Below are 16,177 nucleotides of genomic sequence, written 5' to 3'. Positions count from 1 at the left end.
ACTGCTAAATGGACGTACAACATTAAATCAAAATCTCAAGAAAAGTAGCTGTAGATAAAATTCCCGTGGCTGCTTTTTGGTTGCTTGTTAAACTTCTCTGTTCTTTTTCATAGCCTAGCATAAATTCTTTACAAAAAATTAACTGTTTTATATAAAAGTCAATAGAAAATTTCACTGTACACGATAAATAAGAAAAGGAAGTGCAACTTAATATATTCCGTGAATTGATAGAAAAAAGCTATAATATATTGCGATGTTTTTTATAGTTGTAATTATGTAGATTTAACTGTATTCCCCAGCAAATAGTAACGTTAAAAGCAAGAAAAAAACTAACAATTAGTACTTTAAATTTACTTTATTTTATTAGCATGGATAGATATGTGATAAATAAACTAATTGAAAGAAAAAATAAATAATATACAGTAATAATGGTTCATTTTTAGATTGAAAAGCAAAAATACTATACTATCATTAGTAGTTATAATTAAATATATTCAAAATATGCTTTTTCAATCACTAAATTTATACTCTATCTTAGTTGCAGGTCTTACAGCTACTGTTATCGTGTTTATGCGTCAATTATCTTATTACAAACAGCAAATTATTAATAAGGATTTAAAAATAATACCTGCATATTTTGATAAAAAAATGTTATATAAAATTCTTAATAAGCGATAGATATTCTGCTCTTGAAATGATTAAATCATATTTTAAGTTGAAAACCGCAAGATCGTTATCACATGAAGAACTTGAAAATGATAAGCAATTAAGCGAATTATTTAGAGATTCTTTAAACTATTTTATTGATGATTTTATATCAAAATCCGATAAATCAGTTACAGTAAATAAAGTGTTTAGTATACAAGATGAACATAACAATACTCATAAATCATATGCGTTTTTAGAGAAAAATAAAATATCGGACAACACAATCAAATATATGTCAAAGTGCATTATATAATGACCAAAGACGACGAAGAAAGCTTAAACACTTTCATACACTTGGCTAAGATAATGTAGATTTCCCAAAAACAAAATCAGACACTCAAATAACAAATTTAAGAGTGAGCTTAACGAAGTCGTATAAGCGAATCTTACCAAATTCGGTATCAAGAGCTTAATATTGACACTATATTTTTAAGTAAGACAGAGTTATTTAAAGCTCGGTTTAGAGTTACCTAAACCGAGAGATAAATTACTACTTACCTAAAAGTGGATATGTAACATTTTTTAAGAATTTTCTTTTAATATAAGTACATACTAAAAATGTCAGTACGGTACTTGAAACATAGCGAATTATCATAGGTAAATATCTTATTAAGGTCTTAGTTGAGACCAAGTCAGTAAACGACGTACTGATACTCTCTACTAACTCTCTACTTTTTGATCTTAAACAATCTAAAGTACGATATCTATTTTTGTATTTTAAACAACATCTAACAGTTTCAATAACCATAGAAGATATAATAGAAATTATTCCGCTTTGCATAAGAAAATAAAATTCCAGACTATCCGAACAATAACAATAATTAGCAATAATTATTAAAACTAAACCTAGAATATTAAAAAAATAGACAAATGATTTGCCATAAGATTTCTCTTCTTGCTTAATGCTACTTTTTAATAATTCATATATTAGAGATTTTAACATGGAATTACCTATTTCATAAGAATAGCGAGCAATACACCTGCACCAAAAGCGTAAGCGAGATTCCGCAAATGGTGGTCACGTGTCGACTCACATAAATCCACTACATTAGCTTTACCTTTATCCATTCCTTTATCTTTATAATGTTCCATAACGGGATGATAAATTACCTAACTGCTCATCTAGAATATCTCCGGATTTACCTTTTAAATTACGTAATCTTGACACTAAGCTTTCAATATCTTTTTTGATACCTTCGACATCTGCTTTAGCAGAGTTTGAATTTGATTCTTTCATAATTTACTCCTTTATTAGTTTACATTTTGTTAAGCAAATTATTTTGCCTACAAAACTTATACGATGCTCCTCTTATAAGAACTTTACAATAGCTTAAACAATAAAAAAACCGAATCTAAACTAGATTCGGCTAAATTTAATGATTTTTTATTTCGTATTACTTCTACTTACTACCGAATGAAGAAACAATTTTATTAATTAATGATTCAATATTAATTGCTGATTGAGTATATTTTATCTCTTCATTAGCCGCTAAATTTTCATCGTCATTACCCGGTACAATTGAAATATATTTACCTCCAAGTAACCCGCTGGTGACTACTTGGGCTTTAGAATCTTTAGGTATTTTAACATCATCATTAATATTTAGATATACACTTGCATCAAAACTATTTGGATCTAAAGTAATTTGCTTTACACTACCGATTTTTATACCTGAAATCATTACGTCGCTTCCAACTGCTATCCCTTCCGCACTTTGGAAATGAGCAGTTACCTGATATCCTTTTGAGCTAGTTATAGAACTACCTGTTTTGTAGGCAAAAATCAAAAATAGCAAAGCAATAATTAATACTACAAAGCCTATAATTGTTTCAATAATATTCTGTTGCATTGTTTTTTATATTTTATTAATTAATTACGGTTGCCATCTATTATATTTAAGATTTGATGTTTTAGGCAGCTTTTTAACTATTTTATTATTCTTTTGCCATGGAAAAAGCTGAATATTTTTTGGTATCTCATTGACTAAATGATGTAACCAAGCGTGCCAACTTGGCGGAATTTTTGTATGTTCATTTACATTTTTATAAATAACAAACCTCCTTGGACGCCCTAAATAATCAATATTACGGCTTTCATAATATTGGTTCAAAAACTCATCTTCTCCTACTTTTTTGTGAAAAAAAGTAATAAAAAACTTATCTATCCACGACATTTTAAAATTTCTATAGCAGTTTCTCTTCCTTGCACTGCAAGTTTATCGGCAGCAATATTACCGCTATTATTTGCATGACCTTTTACCCATTTCCAAATAATAGTATGTTTACTCAATTCTGCGTATAATTTTTGCCATAAATCGGCATTTTTAACGGGTTCATTGTTGCTTTTACACCAATTATTTTTTATCCAATTATGAATCCAAGCTGTAATTCCTTGTTGCAAATATTTACTATCGGTATAAATCTCAATATTACAAGATTTTTTTAAAATCCTCAAGGCTTCAAGTGCTGCCGTAATTTCCATACGATTATTAGTCGTATCTAACTCATACCCAAATACTTCTTTGCTAGTATCATTAAATTGAAGCAAAGCTCCCCACCCTCCGGGACCTGGATTACCCGCACATGCACCATCAGTATATATCACTACTTTTGAATCCATAATATGCATTAACTAGGTTTAGAAGAATTACGAAACTTATCTAACATTATAACATTTGGACTTGAAGATGATGAAGTCTGATAACTTTTATTATTACTTATTGCCTCTTCATGTTGAGGATTTTCATGTATATTTAACGACTGATTAAAAGTGAGACTGTAATTATTATTGGAATCAACAAAGCTAATAAGTGCATCAAAAGGTACGTAAATTATTTCTTTAACACCGTCAAAACTTACCGTTAAAGAAAAGCCCGTATCATTTACTATTAAATTTTCAAACTGATATTGCAGTACTATTGTTATCTGTTTCGGATATGCCTGTTTAACTTTTGAAGGTAAAATTACCGCAGGGTTATCGGTTCTGTACGATATGTATATTAACTGATCCCAATATAAATTTTCATGCTGAATTTTTGTTAGAATTTTTTTCACAAATTCTAGCATATATTCATGCACAAATTTTTTATATTCAATATTCATACGAGAAAAATAAATAAAAATAGGTCGACGAAGTTTAATTTGAACAGTTTAAGTCATTGCAAGGAAAAACTGTAAGTTTTGACGAAACAATCTCAGAAGTCCTACTTTATGAGATTGCCACATTCTCTACGTTCGCCTGCAATGACAAGATCAACCGTTTTTAGGCAATGCCAATTTTTCAAATTAAACAAGTATAAGTGAGGGTTTTTCTGTTGCCCGGCACACCCTCCAGCCGCGTAGGATTAAGCTGCTAAAGCTAAACGACCTACAGAACGATTATTATCGTTTGCGTTTCTTTGTTTTGACCCATATGGCACAAGCCATCGGCGGAATCATCCCGAGTAAAAGCAATCTTTTTATTAGGCACGTCGATCCTATTTCGCCCCCCAAAAATACTCAATGAACTTCGTATTGTCTACTCTTTAAGAGTTATTACATATTTAAACTTTTCTAAATGACGTAGCTAATAAAGAGAAATTTGAAGGCGACACGGAACGCAGGGTACACGCAAGTAACGTGAGGATTCGAATACCGGATCGACGTACAAATTACCTTTAGGAGCAAGTTATTTAGAAAGTTTTGGTGGAGGCGTCGGGTACTGCCCCCGAGTCCGCAACCTCTATTCTAAATTACGTTTATTACTATAGCTATATTAGCACCAAATATTATGCCTTAATTTGATTAAAATGTAAAGGTAAAATAAGAATTCTAGATTTATATTAAAAATGGACTTATAATAAATGGTTAGAATTCTAAATTAAAAACTTAATTATGCTACCAAATCTTGGAATTATCGCTGGCAGAGGTTCATTACCTTACTTAATAGCAGGTAATTATACAAAGCAAGGCGGTAATTGCTATATCGCAGCAATTAAAGACGAAGCTGATATAGAGCAAATTAAAGATTTTGAATATAAGATTTTAAAAATCGGTATGGTCGGGGAAGCTATAAAATATTTTAAGGAGCATAAGGTAAAAAATATTATTTTTATCGGTGGAATTAATAGACCGAATTTTAAAAATTTAGCCGTAGATAAAATAGGCGGTTTATTGCTTTTCAAAATAGTTGGGCAAAAAATTCGAGGAGATGATAGTTTGCTAAAAATAGTAGCGGATTTTTTTGAAAGTTACGGTTTCAAGGTAATTTCAAGTAATGAAATATATAAAAATCAACAAGGTAACTCCAATATTATAACCGATACTAACCCTATAAGTTCAGATAAAAATGATATTGAGCTTGGAATAAAATTATTGAATCATCTAAGTGCATTCGATATCGCACAATCGGTTATAGTTGAAAGTGGCTATATACTTGGTATAGAGGCTGCCGAAGGAACGGATAATTTAATAACGAGATGTGCAGATTTACGTAAAAATCCTCATGGAGGAGTATTAGTAAAAATAGCGAAATTAGGTCAAGATAATAGACTAGATATGCCGACGATCGGTCCTAATACTATAAAGAATCTTGCTAAATATAATTACAAAGGGGTAGCGATTCAAAAAAATAACGTAATTATAGTCGAAGAGGAATTAACTATAAAACTCGCTAATGAACATAAAATTTTTATAACAAAATGTTAGCAATAGGTATTACCGGTAGCTATGCATCGGGTAAAACTTTTATGTTGGATTATTTAGCAGAAAAAGGATATAAAATTTTTTGTGCCGATAGATGCATAAAAGAATTATATCAAGATGTAGTTTTGCAAACTCAGATTTTAAAATTACTACCTAAACTTGAGTCTTTCAATATTAGAAAAATCAGTAATTTAATTTACAATAACGACCTAGCTAGACAAAAACTACAAAATTTTATTTACCCCTTACTAATAGATAAACTCATTTTATTTAAAAAAGAAAATGCTAATTCCAAATTTGGCTTTGCCGAAATACCGCTGCTTTATGAAGCTAAATTTGAGAAATATTTTGATTTTATCGTAACAATATACTGCTCTGAAGAAATAAGAATGCAAAGAGCAATAACGAGATCTTCGTTTGATATAGAAATTTATAATAAAATCAAAGAAATTCAACTATCACAAGAGAGCAAAATAGCAAAAGCAGATTTTGCTATAAATAGCGGCGTTGATATGTTAGACTTGGAAAAACAAATAGCGAAGCTAATAAAGGATTTGGAATGTCGAGTTTAAGAGAAATAATTTTAGATACCGAGACTACGGGACTTGACCCACGACAAGGTCATCGAATCGTTGAGATCGGTGCTATTGAGATGGTAAATAAGGTATTAACAGGCAGGAATTTTCATTTTTATATTAATCCTGAGCGAGATATGCCGTTTGAGGCTTATAGAATTCATGGCATATCCGGCGAATTTTTAAAAGACAAGCCTCTATTTCATACAATAGTCGATGATTTTTTAGAGTTTATTTCAGATAGCAAACTGATTATTCATAATGCTCCTTTCGATATTAAATTTCTAAATCACGAATTATCATTATTAAAAAGAACCGACATTAAACTCTTGGAACTAGCAAATACTATTGATACTTTAGTAATGGCTAGAAGCATATTTCCAGGCTCAAAATATAATCTTGATGCATTATGTAAAAGATTTAAAGTTGATAATTCAGGTAGGCAGCTTCACGGAGCTTTGAAAGATGCCGCATTACTTGCAGAAGTATATGTAGAGTTAATGGGCGGTAGACAATCCGCTTTTAAAATGGTTGATAAATCTGCCGTAATAAATAATTTAGCAACTAATCAAGTAAATAACAAAACAGAGCAAACTACTATTGTTATAAAACCTACAACAGAAGAGCTACAAAAACATAAAGAGTTTCTCAGTAGGATTTTAAAAACTGCTTAGTAAAACGTCATTGCGAGGAGAGGCAAACCCTCGACTTGGCAATCTCAGGAATTTTATATTATTTCATGAGATTGCCACGCTCCTTTTAGTCGCTCGTAATGACGATTATCAACAATCCCCTTATCTATGAAAACAAATTTTCTTGTATTTATAACCTTTACAATACTTATCTCTTTAGGCTTTTGGCAGCTTAGTCGTTTAAAAGAAAAGAAATTATTTTTAGCTTCAATGCAAGCTAACCTAACCTCACCTGCAATTAATTTAGCAGAAATTCAAGACGGTTTACCTTATCACAAAGTAAAAATTACCGGTCAATTTTTGCCTAATAAAGACATATATTTATACGGTAGAAGGTCAATGTCGAGTGAAAAAGACGGATATTATTTAGTTACTCCTTTTAAAACTATAGAAGATAAAGTTATTTTAGTAGTACGAGGTTGGTTCAGTAATCGCAATAAAAATATTATCACACAAGCTATAAACGACCGGCAGCACGAGATTATCGGTGTTACCATGCCATCAGAAAAAACTCGTATCTACTTACCTGCTAACGATATAAAAAATAATGTGTGGCTAACGCTAAATTTAAAAGAAACATCCAAAGTGTTAGGCTTAGATCTTGAAAATTTTTATATTATTGCGGAAGGAAAAGATATTAGCAATCTAGATATTTTATTACCTCTTGCAATAAATCATTTAGCAGCAGTCAGAAATGACCATTTAGAATACGCCCTAACTTGGTTTGGACTTGCTATTTCTTTAATCGTAATATATGTAATTTATCGACGTCGTTATATGGCTGTGGATGTCATCCCGCGAACTTGTAGCGGGATCCAGAAAAATAATTAAAAAGACTGGACCCCGTGGTCAAGCCACGGGGTAACAGTAGAAAATCGATACATAAATGAGTGACTTACAAAGAGAAGCATCCGATCCTAATTACTCCGTTTGGGTATCGGCATCTGCCGGTACCGGTAAAACCAAAATCCTAACCGATCGATTTTTACGTCTGTTAATAACGGGCGTAGAGCCTTCCAATATTTTATGCCTTACTTTTACTAATGCTGCAGCTATAGAGATGCAAGTAAGGATTAATAGCAGACTTAAATATCTTTCTCTTTGCAACGCCGAGAAACTAGAAGAAGCACTTTTCTTAATGAGCGGCAATAAGCCATCGCCGCAAGACACAGAAAACGCAAAAACTTTATATGATAAAATACTAAATAGCAATAAGCTTTTAAATATCTATACAATTCATGCTTTTTGTCAAAAAATCCTTAACACTTTTCCCTTAGAAGCCGGCATAACACCAGAATTTAAAATCCTTGAAGAAACTAAATTACAAGATATCTTCCTAAATATCAGAAACGAAATTTACTTAAGCGATGAACATAATGACTTAATGAAAATTTTACTTAACCGATTTCATGAAATAACTCTGCAAGATATTTTTACTGAGATAATCGAGCAGAAAATTAAATTCAGAAAGTTATTTATAAATAAGCAAATTCCCAAAGAAATATCTAATAAAAGATTAGCGTTAGGGGAATTAAATAATATTTACGATAAGGTAAAAAACTTATTTGCCGAGTATGATGTGGAGATAGCACCGAAAGAAATTTTTTTTACCAAAGATGGGAAAAAACGAAAAAGCCTTTTATCGAAAGAATTAATAAGGAAATATCCTAAATTATTACTAGAGCTAGAAAAAATTACCTCTGAAATTTACCGATTAGATGAGCTGCGTCGCATAGAAGAGCTAGAATATCATACGAACTTACTTACTAAACTTGCGCATATTATTTTAAAAAAATACGATTCATATAAGGAAGAAAATAATTTACTCGATTACGACGATTTAATTTACTACACCGAGAAATTACTAAATAATAAAACTACTCATAAGTGGTTGCTGCATAAGCTTGAAAGCGAGATAAATCATATTCTTGTCGATGAAGCACAAGACACAAGCCCCTCGCAGTGGAATATTATTACTACTTTAATAACAGAGTTTAATGCTGTAGAGAGGCCAAATAATAGTGTTTTCATAGTCGGCGATGATAAACAATCGATCTTCAGTTTTCAAGGGGCTGATCTTCGTAATTTCAACTTAGTAAATGAGCGACTAAAAGCAAATCTTACAAATGCTAATAAGAAATTCAAAAATATCACCCTTGAATATTCTTATAGATCATGTACAGAGATTTTACAATTTACTTATAATGTTTTAAAAAATATAAAATCCAATGAGCCGAGTTTATTCCTTTCGAATAATCCTTTAATATCCTCATTTCGTACACATCAAGGCTCTGTAACGGTTTGGCCATTAGTGACGAGTGAAAAACAAGAAGAGCTTTTTTGGGCACTACCTGAAGATTATGAAAATTCTAAATCCGCTGCCGATTTACTCATAGAAAAAATCGTAAATTTTATAAAAGAACAAATAGAAAGCGCAGAAATTTTACCGTCTACTGCAAACAGAATATCTGAAAAAGATTTCATGATATTAGTCAGAAAGAGAGATGAATTTAGTAATAATCTGATCAAAGAACTTAGCAAAGCTAAGCTTAAAGTTGAGGTAAGCGATAGAATGAACCTTAAGGAAAATCTAACTATAATGGATTTAATTTCATTAGCTAAATTTGTGTTACTACCTGATGATGATTTAAATCTTGCCGGTTTACTCAAATCACCGATTATTGGAATAAGCGAGCAGCAATTATACGAACTTCTTGTAAATAAAAGTGAGAATAGCTTATGGGATATACTCTCTTCACATGAGGAGATATATAATAAGTTAGATTCTCTAATTGAAATTTATAAAATATCGATTGTTGAGAACTTCTTTGATTTAGTGGTACATAATCTAAATTTACGAGAGATTTACGATGATGATAGTGATGATATGATAAATGAGCTATTAACATTAAGCAAAAACTATGCAAATGATATAGATAATTCACTGCAAGGATTCGTTGCTTGGTTTGAGAATAACGATATCTATATTAAACGTGATATAGAGCATTCAGACAAAATAAGAGTAATGACTGTTCACGGCTCTAAAGGGCTTGAAACTCCTATTGTTATATTATGCGATTCTACTACTTTACCGATAAGCAGCAATAAATTTATTTGGGATGATAAAGGAGAAATGTTTTTCTCTGCTAATGCTGCCGATACTCCTGAGTTTTTGCAAGAACTGAAAGAAGCTGAAAAATTAAAAGATTTGCAAGAATATATAAGACTACTCTACGTTGCAATGACAAGAGCTAAAGACAGGCTGATTATATGCGGGTTTAGTAATAAATCTACCACTCCTGAAAATTGCTGGTATGAAATAGCCAAACAAACTTGCGATAAATCTCTCAATTAGTAGCTGCTATATTAAATATAATAGACTATTAAGACGCACATATATTTAAATAGCGTCTTATGTTAAAAATTTTAGAAAGTTTCTTTGAAAATAAAGCAAGCATTAAAATAGAAAGGTTAAACAATTACCATCCCTGCATTATGCTTATGACAAAGGTCATAAGGAATAATACTTAAATTTTTTTCTTTTAAGGCTTGTTTATACTTTGTTATTTTAGAAATAACAACTACAACAAGAAAAATAAAAATACTTATTAACAGAGGATATAAGATATTTAACTGATCAAACATCATTAATTTCACAGAATTTAGTTAGATACTACATAATAGTAGTAACATTTATTTTTTCAACTTAACTCCTATATCTTAAATTTAAATCATTTATAGATATTGTCATAAGAAAATTAATAAGATTTTTATTGAAACCGCTACTTCTAAAATAGATAGCATAATAATTTATGCATTATGATAATAATCATGCCTTAATAAATCAGATTTAAGGATACCACAATTATATTCATATGAATCTAAATAAGCTTGTAATTCATGAACATTTTGTTCTATTTTTTCATAATTATATTTATATGAGTTTTGGAATTTTTCAACTAATTTACCTTTATTAACAACTTTTTTATAAGCATCTTCTTTTAAAAAAACCATCTTTTTGTTCTTCACTACGAAAGTAATCCTTAAATTCACTATGTTTTTTCGGTAAATTAGAGATAAATTCTGCAAATTTTTCTAATTGAATATTGGTAATTAGAGTAAATACCAAACCTATATTTTCTTTATATTGGTTAACTCTTGAAATTTCATGTGCTATTGTATCTTTTTGTCCAATTTCAATAACATTATTAGATAAAATAACTAAATCTTTTTTATTAACCTCTTGCTTTTCAGATTCCTTTAGTTTTATATTCAGTATTTCCTCTTCTAATGCCTCTTTACTAAATAATTTTTTAAATGCAGCAAGCCACGGACCAAAAGCTGTACTTTCTAACTGTTTAAAATACTCTTTATAACTTCATAACTAATTTCATTGTTTATATTTTCTTAGTTTAATTTATAGTACTAGTTGGAAGTAATCAAGTTATAGAGCTAAGAAAAATTAATACTTTTGTAAAAATTATATATAGCGTAAAAATTGAAAAACAGTGTTAAAATGCTTAAAATAATTTGACTATTTTAGAAAATTTTAATAAAATCTATTAATAAACTCAATCGATAATACAAAATATGAAAACAGCTTTTATCTTCCCCGGTCAAGGGTTGCAATTGATCGGCATGGGAAAAGATTTTTATGATAATTTTAAACCAGCCAAAGAAACTTTTCAAATCGTTGATGAAGTACTAAACCGAAAACTCACTGATATAATTTTTAATGGACCTTCTGAAGAACTTACCTTAACCACTAACGCACAACCGGCATTAATGGCAGTATCTATGGCAATAATAAATATTATCAAAGCTGAAACCGGTAAAAGTTTGGATAGTCTTTGCGATTATGCTGCCGGTCATTCGCTAGGTGAATATAGTGCTTTATGTAGCACCGAAAGTATTAACCTTGAGACAGCAGCAAAACTACTTCATATACGTAGTACATCTATGCAGGAAGCATGTCCTGAAGGTGAGGGAAGCATGGCGGCTTGTATCAATATTCCGCTTCAAAAACTTGAAGAAATATTAGAAGAGATCAACAAAATAAATTTATGCCAAATTGCCAACGATAACATCGAAGGACAAATAGTTATTAGCGGCAAGACCACAGCTATAGATCATGCTATTAGTATAATTAAAGATTTAGGTTATAAAGCGATAAAGCTGAAAGTCAGTGCTCCATTTCATTGTAGCTTAATGAAGCCGGCAGAAGAAAAAATGCGAGTAGCTCTTGATAAAGCTGTAATTAATAAACCTCTGATACCGATAATCCAAAATTATACCGCAAAACCTACTCTAGATCCTACAGAAATCAAACAAAATTTAATGCTTCAGATATGCGGGCGCGTTAGATGGCGTGAAACTTTAGAACTATTTCACAAATTAGAAATCGCTCATATAGTAGAAATAGGGGCAGGAAGCGTACTAACAAATATGCTCCGGAAAATTAATTATCCATATAAGTTAAGTAATATAAGTAATTTAGAAGAACTACAGCATTGTTTAGATAACGTTAGTCAATAACTGTCTCTAATAACTTCTGATTCATACAGTTTTTAAATTAACTTAATATTATTATATGCAAATTAGTTTTAGTTTTTTTAAGCAATTGCTAGAATTATTCACTAGTGGTTGGCAGAGCTATTTAGACAAGGTAATCGAGGATTTTAAAATTTAGCCTTAACAGATACTAATGATACATTTTTAAAAGAAGAATGTTATAATTGCGCTTATCCAAAAAGACATTAAAGAAGGTGAATATCCATGGTATGTTGCTCCTTTTAATAAAATAGATCATGCAAGTTTATTACTTACCAATATTCTCATATATTAGAGCTTGATTATCTAAATCAAAATACGGTAAAAGCAGTAAAAAATATGCTGCGAAATAACTTCAAAGATATATATAATCCGGAAATTTATATTATTGCTAATTATGAAGAACCTATAATTAAAAACTATACAATAATAGATAAAATAGCCGAAGGTATAAGTTATTACCTTTGAAGATTTAAATATTAAATATGTAGATCACACGGATGAAGAGTTAAAATATATAGGTGATATAGTAAATGATATTAGAAAACTAGACAGCAAGTTAGTAGCAGATATTCAAATATCATCAAATTTATTTATCAATTTTATTTTGTAGATTTTCTTATTACTCAGTGTACAATCATTTTTATGGCTGCATATTTTGAAGAATTAAACAATTTTCATCAAAATTTAGATAACCTCAATTTTTCCGTTACAAAAATATATTCCCGAATGCCAACCAAAAGACTATAAGAGTTTTGTCAATCTTAAAGCAATAACTTGGAATAGATTTTTAGTCAAATATCAGAAATTATTTGAGAACATTCAGAACATATTATTTAGCATCTGTAGTGATAGTGAGAATTTTATAAAATTGTTAATTTCAGACTCTTATAATCTTAGCTTAAACAAGCGAATCGAAATTATAGAGTACTTAATAGATAAATATAAAAATGATACTAAATCTATTTATTACATAACCCAACAACTTTTTGATATTTGTGATGATAACACGGATATTAAAACTCTCGAATCCAAGGCTAAACAGTTTTACAAATATATTGAATATTTCCGTAGTTGGGATGATTTACCTAGTTATTGGTATATGGACTTTAAAGGGCTATCCGGATGTGATAAGGAAGCTTTGATTATGGGCAATTCCGTAAAGCCGGAAAATGATTATATTTAGTTAGAAAAATTATAAAATAATTCTAGAAATTTTGCTTATTAGATGATATAAAGTAAAGCCATAATCGGAGAGATGGCCGAGTGGCCGAAGGCGGCGGTTTGCTAAACCGTTATACGGGTCATACCGTATCGAGGGTTCGAATCCCTCTCTCTCCGCCAGTCTGGACAGTTAGCCAATTCTTGTAGTTTATCGAATGGAAAAGCCAAGGAGTAATCAAGATTTCCACATTTCAAATTTAGGTTTGCAAATACACATTGTCGCCTTATTGCCTTAATGTAACAAGGATTTTAGCTCTTAATACAAACCTACTAATATGTTCTATGCTATTCATATGTTAGTTTATGCTAGACTTTTCTCTAATATTTTCTGTTACTTATACGTTATTTTCTACAAATTTCACCAATTTTAGCCATTTTTTTTCTAAAAATATGTACGCTATACAAACTAGGGGCTATTCCTCGTAAAATAAGGGATTGGAGGGCTTTTTGTAAAAATTTTTTTTAATAGAATTAATTGTTTATACCACAATTTTTCAGTTTTTGTGTATAAAAATTGCACCTATTACCAAAATTGAGTAAGGACTTAAATAAAGCTCAAGGGTTGGGTCGGAAATATAAAGGTTTAAAAATTTCAACGTTTCTTCTTTATTAATACAGTCTATGCTACCATTATTACACATGGTACATCCTAATTTTACTTTATCATTTGCTACTAAATCTTTTAATTGTGTTACTAAGGTAGCCAATTTTAATCACTTATGTTGCGAAAACCATCTATTACTTCATTAAATATATTATTTACGCCTTACGAAACTGTCCTTCTTATATCATTTATATCTTCATTAGTATGCCAAGAAACATAAGGTAAACCACTATCGTATTTGTGACACAAACCCCAACACCAACCTTGTACTCCTTCTGTATTTCCAAGTGTTGATTTATATAATTCATATCATTTATAAATAATTTTTGTTCTTTCATTTTTTACTTCTTACATATAGTTAAATTCTATTTATTCAAAATAACCTAGCTATTTCAGCTTTTGATTACAACATAAATTATAAAAATTTGCTAAATCATAAGTAGGAAAAGCTATAATACACTATATAATATAAGGTTTATCTCCTATAACCTTAGGTTTAATAGAATTTATATATGAGTAGCAATTACACACCAAAAAATTACGGTTTATTCGAAAATTACATAAGTTAAGATATCAAAAGCCATAATTACTAAATATAGAAAATAATATAAGCAATACTAAAAGTAGTAATTAATATGCAAAGATATTTAGACCCAACGAATGATAGTTTGTTAAAAAAAATCTTTCGTGATTTAGAGAGATTAAAGGAATGTATCAATGCAGTTCTTGAACTTCAGGAGGGTTTTAAGAATTAAAGAAATAGAGTTTATGCCCATAGAGCAAGTACCTATGCTCAATAAAGGAAAAAAAAGCATATTTGATTTAAAGGTTAAAGATGAAGCCGGTAGCTGGTATATAATCGAGATGCATAACAGAAATTAAGAAATAAATCTAAGGCGTTAACTACGCAATCACAACATACAAAATCGTATCCCGCTCCAGTAAACGACCTCTTCAGCTCATTGGTGGGAAAGGACGAACCCACATAAGATATTATAACACTTCAATACTCAACTTACAGTAATTATTATGCAATAATTATAGCTTATTAGTTGAGATATTATTTAAAGGATTAAATTATGACTGATTTAATCAAACAATTTGAGGTGCTACTGTCATTCCCGCGAGACATTGTTGTGTGGATCAATTTCACCTCTGTCATCCCGTGGCTTGACCTCGGGATCCAGTTAAAAATACTAAAATTATTAGTATTTTTTATTGTTTTTATGGACCCTGTGGTCAAGCCACGGGATGACAGAGGTGAAATTGATCCACACAACAATGCCTTCCTGCGAAAGCGGAAATCCAGTACTTTAAAGCTTTTTTAAAAGTTTTACCTTGAAAAAAATGATATAATAAAAAATCTTTAAAATTAAGATTTTTTAGCCTGGATCCCTGCTTTCGCAGGGATAACATCTAGGGCTTTTTAAAAATTGTCCGGTACTATACTTAGTGACACACCGGCAAATAGAGCGGTCATTGTTCTTAAGTGCAACAGGCACAACCTCAATTGCTAATGAGATTGCGGTTGCTGCCAATGTAGTAACTGATTGTTTAAAATACTTAACTACTATATTAAATTACTAATTGTAATTATTATCATTTATTAAAATTATCTCTCTTAATCTTCTATATATTCAAAAATTCCCTAAATCAATTCCAATTTATTTATGCTTTTAGTTAAATTTCTATTGCATTCTTAAAGTTTCTTATTATGATTCTGTCTATAGCTCATTTTTAACAAAATATTAAAATTTATAGAATTTAATAAGGATATAATTATGTTCATACTAAACATTTTTAAAACAAACTGGCACAAAAGATTATCCGAAAGTACAACAAGTGACCTTAGTAATAAAAATATAACTGATGAACAAGCAAAAGATTTAGCTGCAGCACTTAAAGCTAATAGATCTTTAACGTCGCTTAGTCTTTGGAATAACCAAATAGGAGATGCTGGAACAAGAGACTTAGCAACAAGCTTAAGCGGTAATCAATCTTTAACGTCGCTTTATCTTCCTTGGCACAACATAGGCGAGGCAACATTTAAAATAATTAATGAATATCTGTACAGAAATAAAACTATAACCAAAAAAAGCAGAAAAGAAATATGAAGAACAGCAAAAGCAAGAACTAGAAAC

General features: G+C 30.2%; 18 protein-coding genes, 1 tRNA gene, 1 other RNA gene and 3 pseudogenes. 12 read left to right on the top strand and 11 right to left on the bottom strand.

Going from position 1 to position 16,177, the window contains the following annotated elements:
• Window positions 1–22: 22 nt before the first annotated feature.
• Complete coding sequence (locus WSW_RS1000000113060; protein WP_238528505.1) at window positions 23–121, bottom strand: proline/betaine transporter; 99 nt, start codon at window positions 119–121, stop codon at window positions 23–25.
• A 380-nt stretch (window positions 122–501) separates the two neighbouring features.
• Here WSW_RS1000000113060 and WSW_RS1000000109425 point away from each other — a divergent pair.
• Window positions 502–1,020: pseudogene (locus tag WSW_RS1000000109425) on the top strand (hypothetical protein).
• 178 nt (window positions 1,021–1,198) lie between these two features.
• On the opposite strand, the gene WSW_RS0104275 reads toward WSW_RS1000000109425, so the two are convergent.
• The 7 genes and pseudogenes from WSW_RS0104275 to ssrA form a co-directional block, all read right to left on the bottom strand.
• Entirely contained in the window at window positions 1,199–1,651 is a 453-nt protein-coding gene (locus WSW_RS0104275; protein WP_016917210.1) for a hypothetical protein, read from the bottom strand.
• An 8-nt stretch (window positions 1,652–1,659) separates the two neighbouring features.
• A pseudogene (locus WSW_RS1000000113930) lies at window positions 1,660–1,945 on the bottom strand (hypothetical protein).
• 163 nt (window positions 1,946–2,108) lie between these two features.
• Window positions 2,109–2,558 (bottom strand): outer membrane lipid asymmetry maintenance protein MlaD, encoded by a 450-nt coding sequence (gene mlaD, locus WSW_RS0104265; protein WP_004997581.1) that lies wholly within the window; start codon window positions 2,556–2,558, stop codon window positions 2,109–2,111.
• Window positions 2,559–2,582: 24 nt separating this feature from the next.
• Window positions 2,583–2,882: an NADH-ubiquinone oxidoreductase subunit NDUFA12 family protein gene (locus WSW_RS0104260; RefSeq protein ID WP_016917209.1), complete on the bottom strand. Its 300-nt coding sequence runs from the start codon at window positions 2,880–2,882 to the stop codon at window positions 2,583–2,585.
• The gene (gene rnhA, locus WSW_RS0104255) at window positions 2,870–3,337 is read right to left on the bottom strand and encodes a ribonuclease HI (RefSeq protein WP_004997577.1); all 468 of its coding nucleotides are present in this window, start codon (window positions 3,335–3,337) and stop codon (window positions 2,870–2,872) included. Before rnhA ends, WSW_RS0104260 begins: the two co-directional genes overlap by 13 nt.
• Complete coding sequence (locus WSW_RS0104250) at window positions 3,337–3,810, bottom strand: ClpXP protease specificity-enhancing factor SspB (protein ID WP_016917208.1); 474 nt, start codon at window positions 3,808–3,810, stop codon at window positions 3,337–3,339. Before WSW_RS0104250 ends, rnhA begins: the two co-directional genes overlap by 1 nt.
• Window positions 3,811–4,006: 196 nt before the next feature.
• Window positions 4,007–4,507: a transfer-messenger RNA gene (ssrA, locus tag WSW_RS1000000110685) on the bottom strand.
• A gap of 74 nt (window positions 4,508–4,581) precedes the next feature.
• On the opposite strand from ssrA, the gene WSW_RS0104245 reads away from it, so the two are divergent.
• From WSW_RS0104245 to WSW_RS0104225, 5 genes are all read left to right on the top strand, one after another.
• A complete protein-coding gene (locus WSW_RS0104245) occupies window positions 4,582–5,394 on the top strand; it encodes an LpxI family protein (protein WP_016917207.1) in 813 nt (270 codons plus the stop codon).
• A complete protein-coding gene (coaE, locus tag WSW_RS0104240) occupies window positions 5,388–5,963 on the top strand; it encodes a dephospho-CoA kinase (RefSeq protein ID WP_016917206.1) in 576 nt (191 codons plus the stop codon). The genes WSW_RS0104245 and coaE overlap by 7 nt, the downstream gene beginning before the upstream one ends.
• Window positions 5,951–6,640 (top strand): DNA polymerase III subunit epsilon, encoded by a 690-nt coding sequence (gene dnaQ, locus WSW_RS0104235; protein ID WP_016917205.1) that lies wholly within the window; start codon window positions 5,951–5,953, stop codon window positions 6,638–6,640. The genes coaE and dnaQ overlap by 13 nt, the downstream gene beginning before the upstream one ends.
• A 126-nt stretch (window positions 6,641–6,766) precedes the next feature.
• Window positions 6,767–7,489 (top strand): SURF1 family protein, encoded by a 723-nt coding sequence (locus WSW_RS0104230; protein WP_016917204.1) that lies wholly within the window; start codon window positions 6,767–6,769, stop codon window positions 7,487–7,489.
• A 55-nt stretch (window positions 7,490–7,544) separates the two neighbouring features.
• Window positions 7,545–10,013: a UvrD-helicase domain-containing protein gene (locus WSW_RS0104225; RefSeq protein WP_016917203.1), complete on the top strand. Its 2,469-nt coding sequence runs from the start codon at window positions 7,545–7,547 to the stop codon at window positions 10,011–10,013.
• Between the two features lie 116 nt (window positions 10,014–10,129).
• Here the strand turns inward: WSW_RS0104225 and WSW_RS1000000111640 are convergent, their stop codons facing one another.
• Complete coding sequence (locus WSW_RS1000000111640; RefSeq protein WP_156793062.1) at window positions 10,130–10,306, bottom strand: hypothetical protein; 177 nt, start codon at window positions 10,304–10,306, stop codon at window positions 10,130–10,132.
• Between the two features lie 162 nt (window positions 10,307–10,468).
• The gene (locus WSW_RS1000000113055; protein ID WP_238528503.1) at window positions 10,469–10,687 is read right to left on the bottom strand and encodes a hypothetical protein; all 219 of its coding nucleotides are present in this window, start codon (window positions 10,685–10,687) and stop codon (window positions 10,469–10,471) included.
• Between the two features lie 561 nt (window positions 10,688–11,248).
• On the opposite strand from WSW_RS1000000113055, the gene fabD reads away from it, so the two are divergent.
• The 4 genes from fabD (at window position 11,249) to WSW_RS0104185 (ending at window position 13,552) form a co-directional block, all read left to right on the top strand.
• The gene (gene fabD / locus WSW_RS0104205; RefSeq protein WP_016917199.1) at window positions 11,249–12,193 is read left to right on the top strand and encodes an ACP S-malonyltransferase; all 945 of its coding nucleotides are present in this window, start codon (window positions 11,249–11,251) and stop codon (window positions 12,191–12,193) included.
• A 354-nt stretch (window positions 12,194–12,547) separates the two neighbouring features.
• Window positions 12,548–12,676 (top strand): hypothetical protein, encoded by a 129-nt coding sequence (locus tag WSW_RS1000000113610; RefSeq protein WP_016917198.1) that lies wholly within the window; start codon window positions 12,548–12,550, stop codon window positions 12,674–12,676.
• A gap of 403 nt (window positions 12,677–13,079) precedes the next feature.
• Window positions 13,080–13,394, top strand: coding sequence for a hypothetical protein (locus WSW_RS0104190; protein ID WP_016917197.1), 315 nt, complete (start codon window positions 13,080–13,082; stop codon window positions 13,392–13,394).
• A gap of 66 nt (window positions 13,395–13,460) precedes the next feature.
• Window positions 13,461–13,552 (top strand) — tRNA-Ser (locus tag WSW_RS0104185).
• 374 nt (window positions 13,553–13,926) lie between these two features.
• On the opposite strand, the gene WSW_RS0104180 is transcribed toward WSW_RS0104185, so the two are convergent.
• Window positions 13,927–14,139: a hypothetical protein gene (locus tag WSW_RS0104180; RefSeq protein ID WP_016917196.1), complete on the bottom strand. Its 213-nt coding sequence runs from the start codon at window positions 14,137–14,139 to the stop codon at window positions 13,927–13,929.
• Window positions 14,140–14,671: 532 nt separating this feature from the next.
• Between WSW_RS0104180 and WSW_RS1000000113925 the strand changes: the two are divergent.
• Window positions 14,672–14,918, top strand: a pseudogene (locus tag WSW_RS1000000113925) (PD-(D/E)XK nuclease family transposase).
• Between the two features lie 899 nt (window positions 14,919–15,817).
• Window positions 15,818–16,150 (top strand): hypothetical protein, encoded by a 333-nt coding sequence (locus WSW_RS0104160; protein ID WP_016917192.1) that lies wholly within the window; start codon window positions 15,818–15,820, stop codon window positions 16,148–16,150.
• Window positions 16,151–16,177 lie beyond the last annotated feature (27 nt).

Origin of the sequence: Rickettsia honei RB (genome assembly GCF_000263055.1) — a bacterium.
GTDB classification, from domain to species: Bacteria; Pseudomonadota; Alphaproteobacteria; order Rickettsiales; family Rickettsiaceae; genus Rickettsia; species Rickettsia rickettsii.
The sequence above is the reverse complement of the archived record's forward strand: the minus strand, read 5'-3'. Positions and strand labels throughout refer to the sequence as shown.

What these genes read in the sequence shown, in the direction of transcription:
- WSW_RS1000000111640 (WP_156793062.1), bottom strand. Translation starts at nt 10,306, where the DNA reads ATGATGTTTGATCAGTTAAATATCTTATATCCTCTGTTAATAAGTATT.
- WSW_RS0104225 (WP_016917203.1), top strand. Translation starts at nt 7,545, where the DNA reads ATGAGTGACTTACAAAGAGAAGCATCCGATCCTAATTACTCCGTTTGG.
- WSW_RS0104245 (WP_016917207.1), top strand. Translation starts at nt 4,582, where the DNA reads ATGCTACCAAATCTTGGAATTATCGCTGGCAGAGGTTCATTACCTTAC.
- WSW_RS1000000113610 (WP_016917198.1), top strand. Translation starts at nt 12,548, where the DNA reads ATGCTGCGAAATAACTTCAAAGATATATATAATCCGGAAATTTATATT.
- WSW_RS1000000113060 (WP_238528505.1), bottom strand. Translation starts at nt 121, where the DNA reads ATGCTAGGCTATGAAAAAGAACAGAGAAGTTTAACAAGCAACCAAAAA.
- WSW_RS0104260 (WP_016917209.1), bottom strand. Translation starts at nt 2,882, where the DNA reads ATGTCGTGGATAGATAAGTTTTTTATTACTTTTTTTCACAAAAAAGTA.
- rnhA (WP_004997577.1), bottom strand. Translation starts at nt 3,337, where the DNA reads ATGCATATTATGGATTCAAAAGTAGTGATATATACTGATGGTGCATGT.
- WSW_RS0104275 (WP_016917210.1), bottom strand. Translation starts at nt 1,651, where the DNA reads ATGTTAAAATCTCTAATATATGAATTATTAAAAAGTAGCATTAAGCAA.
- dnaQ (WP_016917205.1), top strand. Translation starts at nt 5,951, where the DNA reads ATGTCGAGTTTAAGAGAAATAATTTTAGATACCGAGACTACGGGACTT.
- mlaD (WP_004997581.1), bottom strand. Translation starts at nt 2,558, where the DNA reads ATGCAACAGAATATTATTGAAACAATTATAGGCTTTGTAGTATTAATT.
- coaE (WP_016917206.1), top strand. Translation starts at nt 5,388, where the DNA reads ATGTTAGCAATAGGTATTACCGGTAGCTATGCATCGGGTAAAACTTTT.
- WSW_RS0104250 (WP_016917208.1), bottom strand. Translation starts at nt 3,810, where the DNA reads ATGAATATTGAATATAAAAAATTTGTGCATGAATATATGCTAGAATTT.
- WSW_RS0104230 (WP_016917204.1), top strand. Translation starts at nt 6,767, where the DNA reads ATGAAAACAAATTTTCTTGTATTTATAACCTTTACAATACTTATCTCT.
- fabD (WP_016917199.1), top strand. Translation starts at nt 11,249, where the DNA reads ATGAAAACAGCTTTTATCTTCCCCGGTCAAGGGTTGCAATTGATCGGC.
- WSW_RS0104160 (WP_016917192.1), top strand. Translation starts at nt 15,818, where the DNA reads ATGTTCATACTAAACATTTTTAAAACAAACTGGCACAAAAGATTATCC.